We start from the raw sequence: 16,740 nt of genomic DNA on the forward strand, positions 1-16,740 counted from the left end.
CACATCGAAAAAAGAGGATGGTTCAGCACTCCGCATGCGGATTGTTCTTCCGATCCCTGTTACCCCCGGATTTCTTCTGAATGGATAGATAAAGTGGAAATCCGGGGATGGCTTATGCTTCCGAAGCTAGCTTTCCAGAGGAAAGCTTTCAGGGGACCGCTGCCGCTTCTCCAGAACAATTCCGCCTGCTCCGTTGAAGCTTGCTCAAGAATGATGTTGGCATTCGAAGCACGGTGTTGCCCTGCTTCGTCGCCATAGCGAGGCCTCGTCTGCTCTGCACCGACCTTGGCCTCCGTACATCACCCCCAACCATACCGCGCGGGTGATTACTTCCGCCCTGCCGATGGTTTAGGCTGGGGGTAATAGCAAACGAGCCGTTCGGGATGGATGCCCCGAACGGCTCGTTTGGTTAGTTTATGTACTGCGCAGGCTCTGCCGCGCTGCGCTTCCCCTCTCCCCCCACCCAAAGGGGAGGAGGCTTTTGGGTGGTTTGGACCCTCACCGAACCAGCGGAGCGGGCGAATCGATTCCGGAAAAACGATAGTGGTCGCCTTTGGAGCCGAATTTCTTCCTCTGTCATCATCATTCCGGAAATTCGGCGACAACAGCGATTGGAGGAACGATACGACCGCGCAGCGGGCTTTCAATCTCTCCCTTTCCCCAACCTCAAGGGGGAGGCTTTTGGGTGGTTTGGACCCACGCGGACCAGCAGAGCGGGCGAATCGATTCCGGAAAAACGATAGTGGTCGCCTTTGGAGCCGAATTTCTTCCTCTGTAACATCCATTCCAGGAAATTCGGCGACAACAGCGATTGGAGGAACGATACGACCGCGCAGTGGGCTTTCAATCTCTCCCTTTCCCCAACCTCAAGGGGGAGGCTTTTGGGTGGTTTGGACCCTCACCGAACCAGCGGAGAGGGCGAATCGATCTCGGAAAAACGATAGTGGTCGCCTTTGGAGCCGAATTTCTTCCTCTGCATCATCATTCCGGAAATTCGGCGACAACAGCGATTGGAGGAACGATACGACCGCGGAGCGGCTTTCAGGTGTGTAAAGCAGTGCCGTACAGCCTCTCCCGCATCCTCACCCCTTAAACTCCCCCGGATTCACCCCCCAATACTTCCGAAACACCTTGGTGAAATAGCTGACATCGCGGTACCCGACCAGCCGGGCGGCATCGTACACCTTGAGTCCCTCCTGCAGCAGCGACTTGGCGCGCTCCATTTTGCGTTCCAGCACATAGGTTGAGAAGACAACCCCCATTTCCTGCTTGAACAACCGGCTGAGGTAGGAAGAATTGACGTAGAGCCGGTCCGCCACCGTATGCAGCGTAATTTCCTGGTCCATCTCCTCCTCGAGCAGGTTCAGAATATCCTTCACCACCTGATTGCTCGTCGTTTTCCGCTGCTCGCTCATAAAGGAGACGATATGCTTCACCGTTCGCTCCAAGAGCGACCAGGTTTGCATTTTGGTGCTCAGCAGCTTGACGTTATGAAAATATTCGATATCCTCACCGACGACTCTTTTTACTGTCCAGCCCTGCTTCTGAATCATCCGGGTAAAGAAGCTGTTCATGTATAAAACCGCCTCATGAAATTCATCCGAGGATTCGGATCTGGAGAAGGCTTCTTCCCATAACCCCTTCAGCGCCTCCAGGGCTTTCGTCTCGTCGGCCGTTTCCAGCGCAATCTCCAACGTCTTCTCCAGATTCTGCTGCACGATCACGCCCTGGATATCCCGCCTCAGCTGTTCACGGTAAGGAATCGCAAGATCGTGTCCGTACACGACGCGGTCTTGAAGCGCCCGGCAGGCTTGCGCATACAGCAGGCTCATATCTTCAATCGCGCCGATCGAAGCACAGATGCCGGCACTTGCCGTTAACTTCAGCACTTCCTTCGTCTGGGAGAGCAGCTTGGATACATCCGCATTCAGTCGCAGCATGGCCTCCTTGGCGTCCTGGTTTTCCTCCACGATCAACACCATCAGCAGCATATTGCCGGAATCCGATGTGATCCAGCGGGAAGGATGGGACAATAGCTCCTTGGCCAGACACTGCATCGTAAACTGCAGCAGTTCGACATCCCCCCGTTGAAACCGGGTCTCATGCTCCGGCAGCGGGTCCAGGTCCACCACGGCCACCGCAATGCGGTCGTCCTCCTTCAACGGAATATATAGTTCCTTGCTTTTGCTAAGAACGTCCTGTTTGGTATATTTGCCGCTCACCCACTGGATAAAAAAGAGATTTTGCAGGTGCGGAAGATTGTCCTTCCATTTCTGTTCCAACGCCGCCTTACGCTGCCACTGCTCCAAATCCTCCCGCAGCTGCTGCCTCGCTTCAAGCACCGCTTCGAGAATATCCTCCTCGCCGGCAGGCTTCAATAAATATTTGGACACCCCGTATTCCAGCGCCAGCTGCGCGAACTCGAAGCTATCATGCCCGCTCAGGATGATCATTTTCGTCAATCGACTGATGTCCTGCCGGCTTCGCAGCTCGCCGAGGAGCGTCAGTCCATCCATTTCAGGCATCTGCACATCGATCAGCATAATATCCGGTTTCTTCCGGCTTACAAGCTCAAGGGCTTCGATGCCATTGGACGCCATACCGACCACTTCAATTCCATGCTTGTCCCAAGGGATATTGTAAGCCAGTGCATTACGCAGCCGGGGTTCGTCTTCCACAATCATGAGATTCATTTATGTCCTCCCCTTTTGAGCGATCTATATATGAATACCTACTTCAGGTTAACTTCCTTGCAGCGATCCAGCGGAATGGAAACCGTGACGGTTGTGCCTTCGCCTGAGACACTGTGAACCGTGAGTTGGGCTTCCCTGCCATAATACAGCTTCATTCGGCTCAGCACGTTCCGAAGGCCGAACAGATCCTTTACATGGTCCTCATCCTGAGAAGACGCCGGCACACTGCGGGAACCCATCATCTCCAGCTCATGCTGGATATAACGCAGCCGTTCTTCCTTAATCCCCGGCCCGTTATCCTGTACGCTGATGACCACGGTTTGTCCTTTCTCGATCCGGCTGGATATGACCAGGCTCCCTCCTGAGGATTTACCCTCCATGCCATGAATGATCGCATTCTCCACCAAAGGCTGGAGCAGGAGCTTGAGGAGCGGAACGTCCTTGCTCTCTTCCGATATGTGATAATCCACGGTGAAATTGTCCATGAAACGAAGCTGCTGAATTCGTAAATAGTAGTGCAGATGGGTGATGCCCTCCTCAATCGTGAACACCTGCCTGCCCTTGTTCAGGCTCAATCGGAAAAACTTCGACAGATTCATCACCATCTCGCTGATCTCATCCGCATCGTAGTTTTTAGCCGTCCAGTATATCGAATCGAGTGTATTATATAGAAAATGCGGATTGATCTGGGACTGCAGAAACTTCAGCTCCGTTGTCGTTAATCGCAGCTGCTGCTCATAATGATCCTCGATCAGATGCTTCTGTACGACGGCCATCTTGTTAAACGACTGAATGAGAAAGCCGAACTCGTCCTTCCGCTTGGTATCGACATGAATATTCAGCTCCCCGCTGCTGAGCCGCTTCATCCCGCGCGACAATTTCAACACAGGGGAGGCAATTCCGCTGTAAACCACCCATGAAATAATGATGGCCAGCAGGATGCTCAGCCCGATGATCGCAACCGTGAACAGGCGCAGCTGATCCGTCTCTTCGTACAGCTCGCTTTTCGGCTGCACCAGCGCGAGGCGCCATGCGGAGTAATCCGAGTCAATCGCTACGGTCATATCCTTGTGGGAAATGTTATCCTCGTATTTTCTGCCTGTCTCCACCACCACTTGTCCCTTTTCGTTCAACAGGGCGATACGACTGTTCTCGGAGGGAAGCAGCGTCTTGATGATATTTAACAGCTTGCTCTTGTTAAAAGACACCACCAGCAGATTCGACTGCCGCTCGCTGTTGTACAGATCCATGGCCCGGATTAAGGAGACGCTGTCCGTATTCGTCATCTGGCCAAAAGTGATGCCCTCCGCCACTGGGGATTCCGACATCACGTAGGAAATCCCCGTTCCGTTCCTCCGGGCAGCTTCAACAAGCCATTCCCGCTGCGTCTCACCCGTCAGCTCTTTGACGCCATAATGAGTAGAGATTAACCTGCTGGACGCCGGATGATACACCGAAATTTGGGATACAAACCGGTTCACCGAAACGGAATTCAATAACTGATCCAATATATCCGAGAAATCCACGATCGAATAAGGGGAGAAGTTGGTGCTGTTTTTGTTCAGCAGCTCATTCATTCCAGGGTCGCTTGCAATCAAGGTGGATATTTCCTCCACGTTTTGCAGCGCTAGATCAAAATGATTCATCGCTGACGAAAGCGCCATTTCCGTCCGCTCGACCGCCTGTTCATACAGAATATCCCGGGACCGTTCCACCGCAAACAGGCTGATGATGACCAGTGGCAGCAGGATCAGCAGAAAATAACCGGTCAAGCGGGTTTGAATATTTTGCGAAAACCGATCCCGTACCCAGCGAATCAACGCCATCAATCGACTCCCCCCTCTTTTGGCGGCCGACATCATTGTTTGGAGTACCATTCATTCACTTCCTTCGTGATTTCATCTCCTCCTTCTTCCTTCCACCTCTCCACATATTCATCGAAGGCATCCAGCGGTTCCAGCCCCATAATGATCTTCGTGAAGACATCCTCCAGATTTTTTAGCTTATTGCTGTACTTCGTCATGGCAGGCGTGGGAACTCCGTAGAATGCGTTAGGAACGATATGCTGATTAATCATTTGCAAGTTGTTGTATAGATTGAAATCGCCTAGGGAGTCAAGCCGCTCCTTAAACAGCAGTTGGTCCGGCACATCAACAAGCGACTGGTAAATGCCACGGTACAAATGCTTGTCGTGAAGCGCAAAATCCGTAACAATCGCCCCGTCCTCCCAACGCCAGATTTCGTTCTCGAAGCCGAGCTTCAGCGTCTTATAGTCGCTGGCGATAAAGTCCAGAAACTTAATCACTTCGGCTGCTTTCTCCGATTCGGCGGGAATGACATTGTAACCGCGGATAATATCCTTGCCTTCTACCCCTTTAAATCCGTCCGGTCCCGTGGGATACGGAAGCGGCATCCATACAGCCTCCGGGTCTTTGCTCATATTGGCCGCAATCGGCCCCCGCGTGTCGTACCATGCTGCGGAGAAGAGGCCCACCGTGCCATTTTCTATCTTCTCGAACAGATTATTTTGCAGGTTTAAAGGAAACTCCCGATCGAGCAGCTTCTCCTGATACAGCTTGGCAAAAAACGCGAGGGTCTCCTTCGTTTCAGGTAGAATGCTTCCGTTCACCAGCTGCCCGTCCCGTTCAAACCATGTATTCCGCTGCGTGCCGAAGGCGCCGAAGAACGGGGAAGACCTGCCTAATTTCGATGTCAGGGTAAGGCCGATCGTATCCTGCACGCCGTTGCCGTCCGGATCATCGAGCGTAAAGGCGCGGATGACTTCGTAATACTCCTCCAGTGTTTCGGGCGGCTCGAGCCCAAGCCGATCAAGCCAATCCTTTCGGACATACATCAGCTCTGCCCCAGTCACCTCATTCAAGCTCGGAACCGCGTAGATTTTACCGCCATATCGAACCCGATCCCAAACCTCCGGCGGAATCTTCTCCTTTAGATGGGGACCATACTTGTCGATTAACTCATCCAGCGGCATAAATGCCCTTTGCTTGACATAATTGTCGAACCACACTGGTTCATACGTATGAAGCATATCCGGCAAGTTGCCCGAGGACATAATGACATCCAGCTTCTCGTTGTATACCTCAGGCGGCGGAAGATTAACTCCGATCTCAAGCCCCGTGCGCTCTTCAATGTAATTCAGATACGGATTGTCATTCTCGTCCATCCCGGCAGGGAACGTCATCCCGAGACTGGAAATGACGATGCTGATGGATGCGCTTTTCGGTTGATTCTCCAGCGGATGGTCATCCTTAGGGCCTGTGCTGTTACACCCAGCAGCAAGGAGCATCAGAAATACACAAACGGGAAGCAATAGAACGTTACCTTTAAGCAGCCTTGACACCTTTCGATTCCCATGTTGAAAAAACTCATCATTACAGGCCTTGTTCATCGGCATATGTCCTCACTCCCTCAGCTAGTAAGCTAATATTACTATATAACGATTTATGGCGAGTAAGATCACCTTTATAAATCATTCTGTAATGATTTGCGGCTTCCTTCACCCGGGACAAAAAGAAAAAGAGCCGCCCCCGGTCATTCCCAAACCAGGGGCGGCTCGATCTTTAGCAAAAACATTCATCCTAACATCAGGTCAATTAGAACAACGCTACTTCGGTTCCTCTTGGTCGCCGCCATCCTCCAGCAGCGGAACCTCTTTGCGCTCCTCTTCCGATTGCACTTGAATCACCTCGAACGTCCGACCACAGTGGGCACAGAACTTAGCGTTCATAGCGGAGCTGTTCCCACAGCCTCTGCATACCTTCTCATCGGTAAGATTGGCGATATGAAGCAGATTTTGTTCGATTTCAAAATTCAATTGATGAATCTTGGCCACGTAGCTCTGAATACTTTCCTGATCAGGCGGCCACTTCCCGGCTTCGGTTGAAGCAAATACAACCTTGCCGATTTCCAGAAGCTGCTCATCGATGTCGCTTTTTTTACCGTTGTTTTGCAGCTTTAACCGATTGATCTCCACCAGTGTTTTGGCTTTGTTTCCGGCGTCGGACACACCTGCCTTAAATTTATCAAAAAAACTCAAGTATGCTCTCCCCTCTCTGTTCACCCGTTTGAAGCAGTATTTATTTTATTCCTATAAGGAGATTCTAAGAATTTTATCATGATCGGTATAGTTCACGCCAGCACCAAGGCCCCTTGCAAACACCTGAATCGGAACATAAGTCACGCCGTCGATCACTTTGGGAGCGACCGTAACGGTTTCCGACTTGCCGTTGTAATAGACGGTTTTGCTGCCCATCGTAAGTGTAATTTTATGATTGCCTCTTTGCACGCCAATGGTGGCAGCTTCGCGATTCCAGGTAACCTCGGCTCCCATTCCTTCGGCGATTTCCCGCAGCGGTACCAAATTGATGTTGTTATACACTAACGGCTCACTCTCAAACTTCACCACGCTGCCGTTAACGTAAACTTTAAGTCCGGACTTGGCATAGGCCGGAGCTGCCGGCTTCGGCACAGTGGATTTTGTTGTACTATTCTTCGATGATTTGGCTTTAGGCGTGGATGAAGATGACTTGCTGCCTGAAGAGCTTCCTCCGCCGTTATGATAATGGTACTCGCCATAGGACAGACCCCAGCGTTCGCAATTGGTACGGCAGGTATGCCCTCCGTTGGCATCTGTTCTTCCCGGATGAGCCGAAACGACCGAGCCTGACACAAGTAATAAAGCGATGGTGCAGCACAGCATTTTTTTCTTCATATCTAACATTACCCCCTGGTATAATATTCCTCCACTACATTCTAGCATATTTCTTATATAGCAGATGGACATATAGGAGTTACCTAATATAGAAGGAAGACGGTTACCATGTTAATGATCGCTTGCCTTGTTTCATTTTCACCCCCCGCGTTTATTCGTTACATATAACGAAACCTTTTGTGCCAAAATATTGCCAGAAAGGAATGAGACCCTAATGAGCAAAAAGAAACCTGAATATGACGGACAGTTCCCCGGCGTAGACCCTATTCCCGAGCCCGACCGTCCGAATCAAGCCGCAACCGATAAACTCGACGATCTGGTCCTTGGCATTTTGGAAGATAAAGATGAATCGAAAGTTGATATCAATCCCGACACGGAAAATTACGATAAACTTCGCAAAAAGTAAGACAAGTCTCGCTTCAATATAATGTAAAAAATGAAATTGATCTGTAAAAGTGTTCAAAAATAATTTATCGTTCTCATTTTGAGAACGATTATTTTTATGTTATGATTAACATAGAAGCTTGGGACGAAGGGGGAGTAACCGTGAACCGTTTCTTAAAAACAGCAAGAATTCTTTGGATGCTGGTACTTGTTCTGGTTACGGCATTTGCCCTTTACATTCCCGTCCAGGAGTACTACAGCAGCGAAACCCATGATGAGCGGTATGTATACAAGCACGACCATCATCTGAAAGCGGCTGTTCTGAAACACTCTCAAATTCTCTCCAAACTTAAGGCAGCCGGCAATACCTTGCCGCTGTTCTTATTGATGTCGGCCGTTCTTATGCTGCAGGCTCCCAAAACACGTCTGCCGTATCGGCCGATCATTCCGCTTCGGCTCCGGCTTTTATTACTATTCCCCATTAAATACACATCGAAGTTCGTATAGTATCCTCCCCTTTTTCGCATTCAAACTGACTGCGGTTTCTTAAATTCGCCAATTTTTCATCTCTCATGCAACCCTACCCTCAACCTGTGATGATTGACGTATGCACATAGGTTTATTAAAAACGGTGCAATTTCATCCTGAATGGATTGTTTTATTTGGCTTCGTATATTTTTGATATCCGTGTGATCGGTCTGCAAAAAAAAACTAAAAGTGTATTTTTAGGAGGATTTTAACCTATGCATGTTCGCGAAACAGATTTGCCCGGAATTGGTAAGAAGTTCGTCATCGATACCCGCGGTGGCGATAAACTGGTCATTATCATTCATGACGACGGCCGCCGTGAAATGTACCATTATGAACATGACGATCCGGACGAAAGCATCTCCATGATTTCCCTGGATGATGATGAGGCTCGCCAAATTGCTGCCATCGTTGGCGGTCTCACTTATAAACCTAAGGCGCTGGAAACCATCGACATGGCACTGGACGAATTGATTATCGAATGGTACCGCATCGAGCCCCACTATTACGGGGCAGGTAAATCGATTGGTGATTTGGGCGTACGCCAAGCCTCAGGCGCAACCATCATTGCGACAGTTGATAAAAACAGTAAACAAATCAATCCCGGACCTGACGTTATCATTACACCGGACTCGACACTCGTCGTTGTCGGTGAGCGTCAACAACAGCGGCTATTTAAACAAATCTTGATGAACGGACGTGGTTGATGAATGGATCATTTGGTTTTAGAAGTTGGACTGGCGATTGCTCTGATCGCCTTGGCGGGGTTGCTATCGGCTAAACTCCGGTTTTCCGTCGTCCCTTTCTATATTCTGATAGGGATGGCGGTAGGGCCTCATGCTTTTCATTTTGGATCATTCGATTTTCGTTTTATAGAAAGTGCTCCGTTCATCGACTTTATGGGTCGAATCGGCGTACTGTTCCTTCTGTTCTATCTTGGCCTCGAATTCTCGGTCGGCCGGTTAATCAAATCAGGGAAGTCCATCGTTGTTGGTGGCAGCATCTATATTGCCATTAACTTTACGCTTGGGCTGATGATCGGGATCTTTTCCGGATTCCCCGTGGCGGAAACACTCATTGTTGCGGGAATAACCACCATCTCCTCAAGCGCTATCGTAGCCAAGGTGCTGGTTGACCTGAAAAGAACGGCGAATCCCGAAACTGAAATGATTCTCGGTATTATCATGTTCGAGGATGTATTCCTGGCTGTATATATCTCTATTCTCTCCGGCCTCGTATTAAGCGGATCATCATCACTGGGCGGAGTACTGATATCTGCGGTGATCGCTCTCGGATTTATGCTGCTTGTCCTCATTATTGGCCGTAAAGCCGTACCGCTTCTGAATAAGGTATTAAATATACGGTCTAACGAATTGTTTGCCTTGGTTGTTTTTGGCGCGTTGTTCCTGCTCGCAGGATTCGCCGAAACGATTCATGTTGCCGAGGCCATCGGCGCTCTGCTCGTCGGGCTCGTCCTGGCTGAGACGGAGCATCGAGAACGCATTGAGCATTTGATTTTACCATTCCGTGATTTCTTTGGAGCCATATTCTTCTTTAGCTTCGGTTTAACGATTGTACCTTCCGAGCTTGGCGGAGCTGTGTGGTTATCGCTGATCGCCGTTGTCATCACGCTCCTTGGTAACTTTATTGCAGGTATGCTTGCAGGACGCAGTGCAGGATTGTCCTCCAAAGCATCCTCCAATATCGGTCTGACCATCGTATCCCGCGGGGAATTCTCCATTATTCTCGCTAATATGGGTAAAGCGGGCGGACTTGCAACCTTCATCCAGCCGTTTGCAGCCTTGTATGTGCTGATACTAGCTATACTCGGACCGCTGCTGACCAAGGAGTCCAAGCACGTCTATAACTTCTTAAACAAAATATTTAGATTTAAAGATCATAAGGAGAAGAAACCGGTTAAACCGAAGCTAAAGGATGAAAGTGCCAGCGGATAAAGGAGGGTACATTGCCTATGGTTCAAGCCCCGGTTCGGGTAACGAACGGTCCACAAGAGGCCGTAAGTAAGGCAAGTACACGAAGAAGGATGAGCATGGCTGCCATCGGAGGCCTGATCGCGGCGTTCGGTTTAGATTTATTTCTAGTTCCTAGCGGCATCATCGCGGGCGGCGTAACGGGAATCTCTGCGCTCGCTTCGCATCTGACGGGGCTTCATACGGGCATGTTTCTGTTTGCATTAAACCTGCCTCTGCTCCTGCTGGTCTACCGTAGGTCCAACCGGGAAAAAGCCGTCATTGCCACCGTCGGGCTGCTTACGTTTTCCATATGCTCGATCCTGTTCTTTCCGGTTCCCGCACTCATCGACAGCAACATCGGGAGTGCAGGCATCGGCGGCATTTTCCTTGGGCTGGGCATCGGTATCGGCCTTCGTTACGGCGTTGTCCTGGACACACTGCAAATGCCCAAGATTCCGCAGCAGCTATCGCATCTGCTAACCCGCCTAAAGCTGCCGTACATCCATGTCATGGTCAATACATTCGTACTGACATTGGCAGGGCTGCTTCTCGGGTGGGAACGAGCGATGTACTCTGCGATCGCATGCCTGATGGCGCTGGAGACCGGACGTATTACGACTTCAAGCCTTCCGCTTAAACGAGAGGTCCGGATTCGCAGCGTAAGCACAGCGGAAATCAGGCAGAGCATGAAAACCATCATGGGGTATGAATCCCAAACTGCTAACGCTAAAGATGACTCTACGCATGACGGTGACACCATCGGTTCGACGCAGCTGGTTTATCGGGTTCACATTCTGGAGATGCCCAGGTTCAAATCCATCGTGAGAAACCTGGATCCGAATGCCGAGATTACCATCATTCAGAAGTAAGCTTCTCTTTCCATGTAAACAGGCCGACTAAGGGTTCACCCTAGCCGGCCTGTTTTTTTAAGATATCAGAAAGTATAGACTCCGAAGCTTAGGCCTTCCTGATATCGCAAGAAAAACATCCCGTCTTCTGAGAAAGTACGTCGATAGACGTTTTTTTATGAAATCCCTGCTATTTACGAAACTGCTGGATCAGAAACAGAATCAACGAGCCCACCACGCTGATGACGAGGCAGGTTACGATCGGGAAATAAATTTTGACATGGGGTTTATCCACCACGATGTCGCCCGGCAGCCGGCCGACAAATCGTCCAATGACAGGCCAGAGCAGCCCAATCACGATCAGAGCGCCGCCAATCCATAATAGAGCCCGAGTTACAGGATGCACGATACGGTCACCTCATTCATCATATCAAACATGAAAACACGCAGGTTTTCTTTGTATCATAATGGATTTGAGGTGCCGCCTGCAAGGTCAGGCCCTTTCTATCGACCGAGCGGTCATCCTTTCACCGCCCCCGCTGTCATCCCGTCGATAAAATACTTCTGGAAGGCCATGAACAAAATAAAGATCGGAATGATCGAGAAGAAGGAGCCGACAATCAATAAATCATAGTTGTTCCCGTAAGGGGTCAAGAGCGTCTTTAATCCGATCGGAAGGGTATACTTGCTATCGTCGCTGAGCACCATGAACGGCCACAGAAAATTGTTCCAGCTGTTCATGCCGTTCAGGATCGCCATGGCAGCGAAGGATGGCTTCATCACAGGCAAGATCAGCCGCACATAAATTCCATATTCCGTCGCGCCGTCCACCCGCCCTGCCGCAATCATTTCTTTTGGAACCCCTCTTAAATACTGCCTGAAGAAAAAGATCGTAGCTGCGCTTGCGATTCCCGGCAGCACAATCGCCGAGTATGAATTCATAAGGCCAAGGTTGTACGTCAGGGAGTATAACGGAAGAAGAAGAATTTCAAAAGGAACCATCATAATCAGAAGCACGCAGATAAACAAGAAGTTCTTGCCGATGAAATCATAGGCTGCAAACCCATAGGCAACGGTTGCGCTGACCAGCAGGGTTAACGTAACCTGAACCACCGTGAGGAGCAAAGAGTTAAAAAACCACATAAAGTATGAATGATCGCCCGTAAACAGGTATGTGAAATTGTCCAGGCTCATCACCGTCAGGTCAAATTTCAAATTCAGCCCATACCGGATCAAATCCTCCCCGGGTTTAAAGGAAGCGATGGTGACGGCATAAAAAGGCACCAGGATCAGAAAGCAAAGTATGGAGAATAAAATGAAGAGGATGATTTTGATCAGCGTTTCTCTTCTCATTCTCAATCCTCCTTCTTGAACATGCCGGAGAGTGTCAGCTGTGTAAGATTAATGATCATGGTAATCGCCAGCAGCACGATCCCTACAGCGGCCGCATAACCCAGATTGTTCTTCTCAATGCCTTGACGGTACAAGTAACCGACAATGGTGAGGCCGATATTTTTCGGGGAGTTGTTGCCGTTCCAGAGCATCATGCTCTCAATAAACATGGCAAGCCCCGCATAAATGCTGATCGTTAACACGTAAATCGTGGTTGGCTTCAACAAAGGCATCGTGATTTTGGTGAATTTCTGAAAGGCCGAAGCCCCGTCGATGGATGCCGCCTCATAATATTCGCCCGGGATGTTTTTAAGCCCCGATAAAAAATAGAGCATATTGACTCCCGTCCACCGCCATGTGGCAAGAGCCACCAAAGCAATAAAACCGGTAACCTGTCCCTTCAGAAACTTCACGGGGTCGATCCCGAACCATCCTAGTAGACTGTTGATGAGGGAACCTTCCATCTCGCCGAACATCAGCCGAAATATGGTGCCTGCGACAACAACCGACGTCAGTGCCGGGAAGAAAAAGGACGATTTAAAAAACTCTCTTCCCCACATGAACTTATTGTTAATCAGGACCGCGAACAGCATCGGAAACGGAATCAGGATCAGGAGCGTCAGGATCATGTAAATCGCGCTGTTCGTGACCGCCTTCAGAAAGACGCCGTCTCCCATCAGCTTTCCGTAATTAGCTAAACCGATCCAATCCGCTTCCTGCCCCAGCTGCGTCTTCTGAAAACTCATGCCAAAAGAGCTGCCCAGCGGTAATACCCAGAATATAAGGAACACCAGAATAAACGGCAGAACAAACACGTAAGGAGCAACCTTTTGCGAGTACAGAAATTTTTTAATCATGATTCTACTCCTTTAATGAGAGCCGCTCATTAACGGTCCATGAGCAGCTCTTTGTTTTGGTACCCTATGAGCGAGTGTCATTTTAATTCCTGTTCGATTTGTTTCTGGGCATCGTTCAAAGCTTCGGTAATGTCCTTGCCATCCTCAAAAATCTCGTTGAAGGTCGTAGTGCACAGAACGTTGTTGATGGTAGGTGATGCGGAGGTCGATTTGATTAAGCGGATTTCATCCCGGATCTCATTCAAGACATCAAACGGGTTATTGACAAAATACTTGACGAACTGATTCTCGGCATTGTGCGTAACATCCTTCATATCCCAAACGTCCATATTGACCGGATCGAATCCAAGCGTGTTCCAGATCTCTTTATTGGCATCCAGGGACAGTTTGGCAAATGCCAGAAAGTCTTTCGCCAGCTGTACGTCTTTTGCGGTCTTGGTAACGACCGTGCCGGTGCCGCCGCCGCCAACCGATCTTGGCATTCCTTCTTCAATGACCGGAATCGGCGCAATGGCTATTTTCCCGGACAAGTCGGACATGTAGTTGGTGTATCTGGACATTTGCCACAGCGGCATGAAGGCCGTAGCGTAATTTCCTGCATTAAACTCTCCATAGGCTTCTTCGGTATCAGGCTGGCCGCCGGCAATGGTCGCTATGACATTGTTATCCTGCAAGTCCTTAAGCAGCGTCATGGCCTTCACCATCGCTTCCGAATTCACGATCGGATTGCCGGAATCATCCGTCAGATCCGCGCCTTGCTGTGCCAATAGCATGGAGGCTTGCCAGGCTGCGCTTGTATCGGCTGTTCCCATGTACTTGCCTGTTTTTTCATATACCTGGATACCGGCCTGCTTAAAGTCCTCCCAAGTCACGATATCCTGATAGTTAACGCCGGCCTCCTCCAAAATCTCGGTATTATAAAAGGCAACGGATGCACCCACATGGGTCGGGATGCCGTAATTCACATCTTCCTTGCTGTATAGGTCAATTCGGGATTTAACGATGGTGTCACGGAATGGATCAATGACGTCATTGAGCGGTTCCAGCTGCGGCGTGCCGGACAGGAAATCCGGAAACTTCCCAAGCTCGATATCCGCAATGTCGGGTGCCCCCGTCCCCGATTGAACCGCAATGGATAATTTGTTATGCATGTCGTCATACGGCATGACCGTCACATTCAGCTTAATCTGGCGTTCGGGATTCTCGGCATTCCACTTGCCCAGCATTTTCTCGAAATGCTGTCCATGCAGCTCGACAAACGTCCAATAAGACAGCTCCGTAGCGCTTTCCCCTGCCCCTCCATCCAGAACCGAGGTTTCACCGCCGGCATTGTTCGATTTACCGCACCCCCACAGAAACAACGTCATACATAACACCATGAATACAACCATCCATTTTTTCATCATCCTACTGGACCTCCCCTAATTTTCGTTCATACAAACCTACACTTCAAAAATCGGTACTTCTGCTATCCCTCCAGAAATAAAGCGCTTTCATATTAGGTGTAATTTGATATGAGTTTGGGAGATGGGGCTGTCCATGGTGAGGACTGCCCCCTGTTTTTCCTTAAGCTTTTTTCAAGCGAATAACGTTCCATGATGCCTTGGCCAGCCTTGCGGTAACCATACCGTTATCGAGTTTAGCCCCGCCCTGATGATGAGGTTTCACTCTTTCCTCGGATGCGGTATTCACCGCTTTCAGATCGTCGTGCTCCATCACGATATGCTCCAGCAGCCGGTAGCCTTCAAAGCTGCGCACATCGCATTCCAGCTCCAATGCTTCCTCCAGATGACGGTTCACGGCAAAAATCGTAATTTCTTCATCCTCTTCGTTATGAACGACCGCGCTGTCCAGATACGGAACATCGGTAAAATCCTTGGAATCATACTTCGGTGACTCGACAATCGGCAGCAGCGATACGCCACGGCCATATTTCGAAGCGTGAAGATACGGATAAAAGATGGTCTGCTTCCATGAACGACCGCCGTTCTCGGTCATAATCGGCGCAATGACGTTTACGAGCTGTGCCAGGCAAGCCATCTTCACCCGGTCTGCGTGGCGCAGGAAGGTAATCAGCATGCTGCCGACAAGAATCGCATCCTCGAAATTATACACATCCTCCAGCTGAGGCGGAGCGATGCTCCATGGATCAATCTGTCTGTCGGCGTCATTGGAATGATACCAGACATTCCACTCGTCGAAGCTGAGATACATTGTCTTTTTGCTGCGTTTCTTGGCCTTGATGTAATCACAAGTGGATTTGACCGTATGAATAAAGTGATCCATATCCAGAGAAAGGGCCAGATAGTTGGTGGTATCGTTATCACGGTTACCGTAATATTGATGCAGCGATATGTAATCAACCGCCTCGTACGTATGATCCAGCGTCACGGCTTCCCATTCAGGGAATGTCGGCATCCCCGTGCTCGAGCTTCCGCATGAAACCAGCTCTATGGTCGGGTCGACAAGCCGCATGGCTTTTGCCGTCTCCAGCGCAAGCCGGCCGTATTCAGTCGAGGTCTTGTGTCCGATCTGCCAAGGTCCGTCCATCTCGTTACCAAGACACCAGGTCTTGATCTTGTGCGGCTGTTCATAGCCATGACTGCGTCTTAGATCGCTCCAGTAAGTACCTCCGGGATGATTCGTATATTCCAGCAGATTTCTGGCGGCGTCGATCCCCCGAGTACCGAGGTTTACGGCCATCATAACGTCAGAGCCCACTTCCTTAGCCCAGGAAATAAACTCATTTGTGCCTACATCGTTCGGCTCCAGCGTCCTCCAGGCCAGTTCCAGCCGTTTCGGCCGTTCGGCTACAGGACCTACGCCATCTTCCCAGTTATAGCCTGATACAAAATTCCCGCCGGGATATCTTATAATCGGGACATCCAGTTCCTTGATCAATTCCTTCACGTCGTTACGAAAACCACCTGCATCCGCAGTTTCATGGCCGGGCTCGTAAATCCCGCCATATACAGCGCGGCCTAGATGTTCAATGAACGAGCCATAAATACGGTTATCAACTTGCGCGATCCGAAACGACTTATCCACGATCATTCGTGCTTTCAATTTCTCAGCTGCCAAGTCCTTCACCTTCCGTTGATATAATTATGAATCAATTCAAATAACATTGAATGAATTCGTTTTCAAATATAAAATATCATATGAAGCACACTCTGTAAATATACAAATATAAAATGATTTATATAAATTAGAAATGAATTGATTTTTCAACTGAAAAGGCACTTAATTCTGGTCTGAAAAACAATTTTCTTCTGTTTTCTGAGTTATTCCTTTCATAATAATTTCAAATAAAATGATTTTCAGTATTCAAAT

At 49.4% G+C, this 16,740-nt stretch carries 16 protein-coding genes; 5 read left to right on the forward strand and 11 right to left on the reverse strand.

Translation table 11 applies throughout. The features are described from left to right. Nucleotides 1-326 precede the first annotated feature (326 nt). The 6 genes from ACETK5_RS19610 to ACETK5_RS19635 all read right to left on the reverse strand — a co-directional run bounded on the left by ACETK5_RS19610 (nt 327) and on the right by ACETK5_RS19635 (nt 7,425). The gene (locus ACETK5_RS19610) at nt 327-647 is read right to left on the reverse strand and encodes a hypothetical protein (RefSeq protein WP_394057226.1); all 321 of its coding nucleotides are present in this window, start codon (nt 645-647) and stop codon (nt 327-329) included. Between the two features lie 435 nt (nt 648-1,082). Beyond that, nucleotides 1,083-2,693, reverse strand: a complete 1,611-nt coding sequence (locus ACETK5_RS19615; RefSeq protein WP_394057227.1) for a response regulator transcription factor — start codon at nt 2,691-2,693, stop codon at nt 1,083-1,085. 38 nt (nt 2,694-2,731) lie between these two features. Then, nucleotides 2,732-4,570, reverse strand: a complete 1,839-nt coding sequence (locus tag ACETK5_RS19620) for a sensor histidine kinase (protein ID WP_394057229.1) — start codon at nt 4,568-4,570, stop codon at nt 2,732-2,734. After that, on the reverse strand, nt 4,552-6,108 hold the full coding sequence (locus tag ACETK5_RS19625) for an extracellular solute-binding protein (protein ID WP_394057231.1): 1,557 nt from the start codon (nt 6,106-6,108) through the stop codon (nt 4,552-4,554). Before ACETK5_RS19625 ends, ACETK5_RS19620 begins: the two co-directional genes overlap by 19 nt. A gap of 210 nt (nt 6,109-6,318) precedes the next feature. After that, complete coding sequence (locus ACETK5_RS19630) at nt 6,319-6,750, reverse strand: zinc ribbon domain-containing protein (RefSeq protein ID WP_127594744.1); 432 nt, start codon at nt 6,748-6,750, stop codon at nt 6,319-6,321. Nucleotides 6,751-6,801: 51 nt separating this feature from the next. After that, nucleotides 6,802-7,425: a copper amine oxidase N-terminal domain-containing protein gene (locus ACETK5_RS19635; protein WP_100535831.1), complete on the reverse strand. Its 624-nt coding sequence runs from the start codon at nt 7,423-7,425 to the stop codon at nt 6,802-6,804. A 214-nt stretch (nt 7,426-7,639) separates the two neighbouring features. Between ACETK5_RS19635 and ACETK5_RS19640 the strand changes: the two genes are divergently transcribed. The 5 genes from ACETK5_RS19640 to ACETK5_RS19660 all read left to right on the forward strand — a co-directional run bounded on the left by ACETK5_RS19640 (nt 7,640) and on the right by ACETK5_RS19660 (nt 11,179). After that, nucleotides 7,640-7,831: a hypothetical protein gene (locus ACETK5_RS19640; protein ID WP_100535830.1), complete on the forward strand. Its 192-nt coding sequence runs from the start codon at nt 7,640-7,642 to the stop codon at nt 7,829-7,831. 140 nt (nt 7,832-7,971) lie between these two features. Next, entirely contained in the window at nt 7,972-8,316 is a 345-nt protein-coding gene (locus tag ACETK5_RS19645; protein WP_100535829.1) for a hypothetical protein, read from the forward strand. 236 nt (nt 8,317-8,552) lie between these two features. Next, a complete protein-coding gene (locus ACETK5_RS19650; RefSeq protein ID WP_100535828.1) occupies nt 8,553-9,044 on the forward strand; it encodes a cation:proton antiporter regulatory subunit in 492 nt (163 codons plus the stop codon). Between the two features lie 3 nt (nt 9,045-9,047). Next, the gene (locus ACETK5_RS19655; protein ID WP_326114879.1) at nt 9,048-10,292 is read left to right on the forward strand and encodes a cation:proton antiporter; all 1,245 of its coding nucleotides are present in this window, start codon (nt 9,048-9,050) and stop codon (nt 10,290-10,292) included. 17 nt (nt 10,293-10,309) lie between these two features. Further along, nucleotides 10,310-11,179, forward strand: a complete 870-nt coding sequence (locus ACETK5_RS19660; RefSeq protein WP_394057234.1) for a YitT family protein — start codon at nt 10,310-10,312, stop codon at nt 11,177-11,179. Between the two features lie 169 nt (nt 11,180-11,348). Here the strand turns inward: ACETK5_RS19660 and ACETK5_RS19665 are convergent, their stop codons facing one another. The 5 genes from ACETK5_RS19665 to arfA form a co-directional block, all read right to left on the reverse strand. Then, on the reverse strand, nt 11,349-11,564 hold the full coding sequence (locus ACETK5_RS19665; RefSeq protein WP_071223055.1) for a DUF2905 domain-containing protein: 216 nt from the start codon (nt 11,562-11,564) through the stop codon (nt 11,349-11,351). A 113-nt stretch (nt 11,565-11,677) separates the two neighbouring features. Continuing rightward, entirely contained in the window at nt 11,678-12,511 is an 834-nt protein-coding gene (locus ACETK5_RS19670) for a carbohydrate ABC transporter permease (protein ID WP_100535825.1), read from the reverse strand. A 2-nt stretch (nt 12,512-12,513) separates the two neighbouring features. Then, entirely contained in the window at nt 12,514-13,407 is an 894-nt protein-coding gene (locus ACETK5_RS19675) for a carbohydrate ABC transporter permease (RefSeq protein WP_098742633.1), read from the reverse strand. A gap of 77 nt (nt 13,408-13,484) precedes the next feature. Continuing rightward, nucleotides 13,485-14,813 (reverse strand): ABC transporter substrate-binding protein, encoded by a 1,329-nt coding sequence (locus tag ACETK5_RS19680; RefSeq protein WP_394057237.1) that lies wholly within the window; start codon nt 14,811-14,813, stop codon nt 13,485-13,487. 160 nt (nt 14,814-14,973) lie between these two features. Continuing rightward, nucleotides 14,974-16,461: an arabinosylfuranosidase ArfA gene (gene arfA / locus ACETK5_RS19685; RefSeq protein ID WP_394057477.1), complete on the reverse strand. Its 1,488-nt coding sequence runs from the start codon at nt 16,459-16,461 to the stop codon at nt 14,974-14,976. Nucleotides 16,462-16,740: the final 279 nt, after the last annotated feature.

It is taken from the genome of Paenibacillus ilasis, from assembly GCF_043195395.1.
In the GTDB taxonomy this organism is placed as follows: Bacteria; Bacillota; Bacilli; order Paenibacillales; family Paenibacillaceae; genus Paenibacillus_AQ; species Paenibacillus_AQ lautus.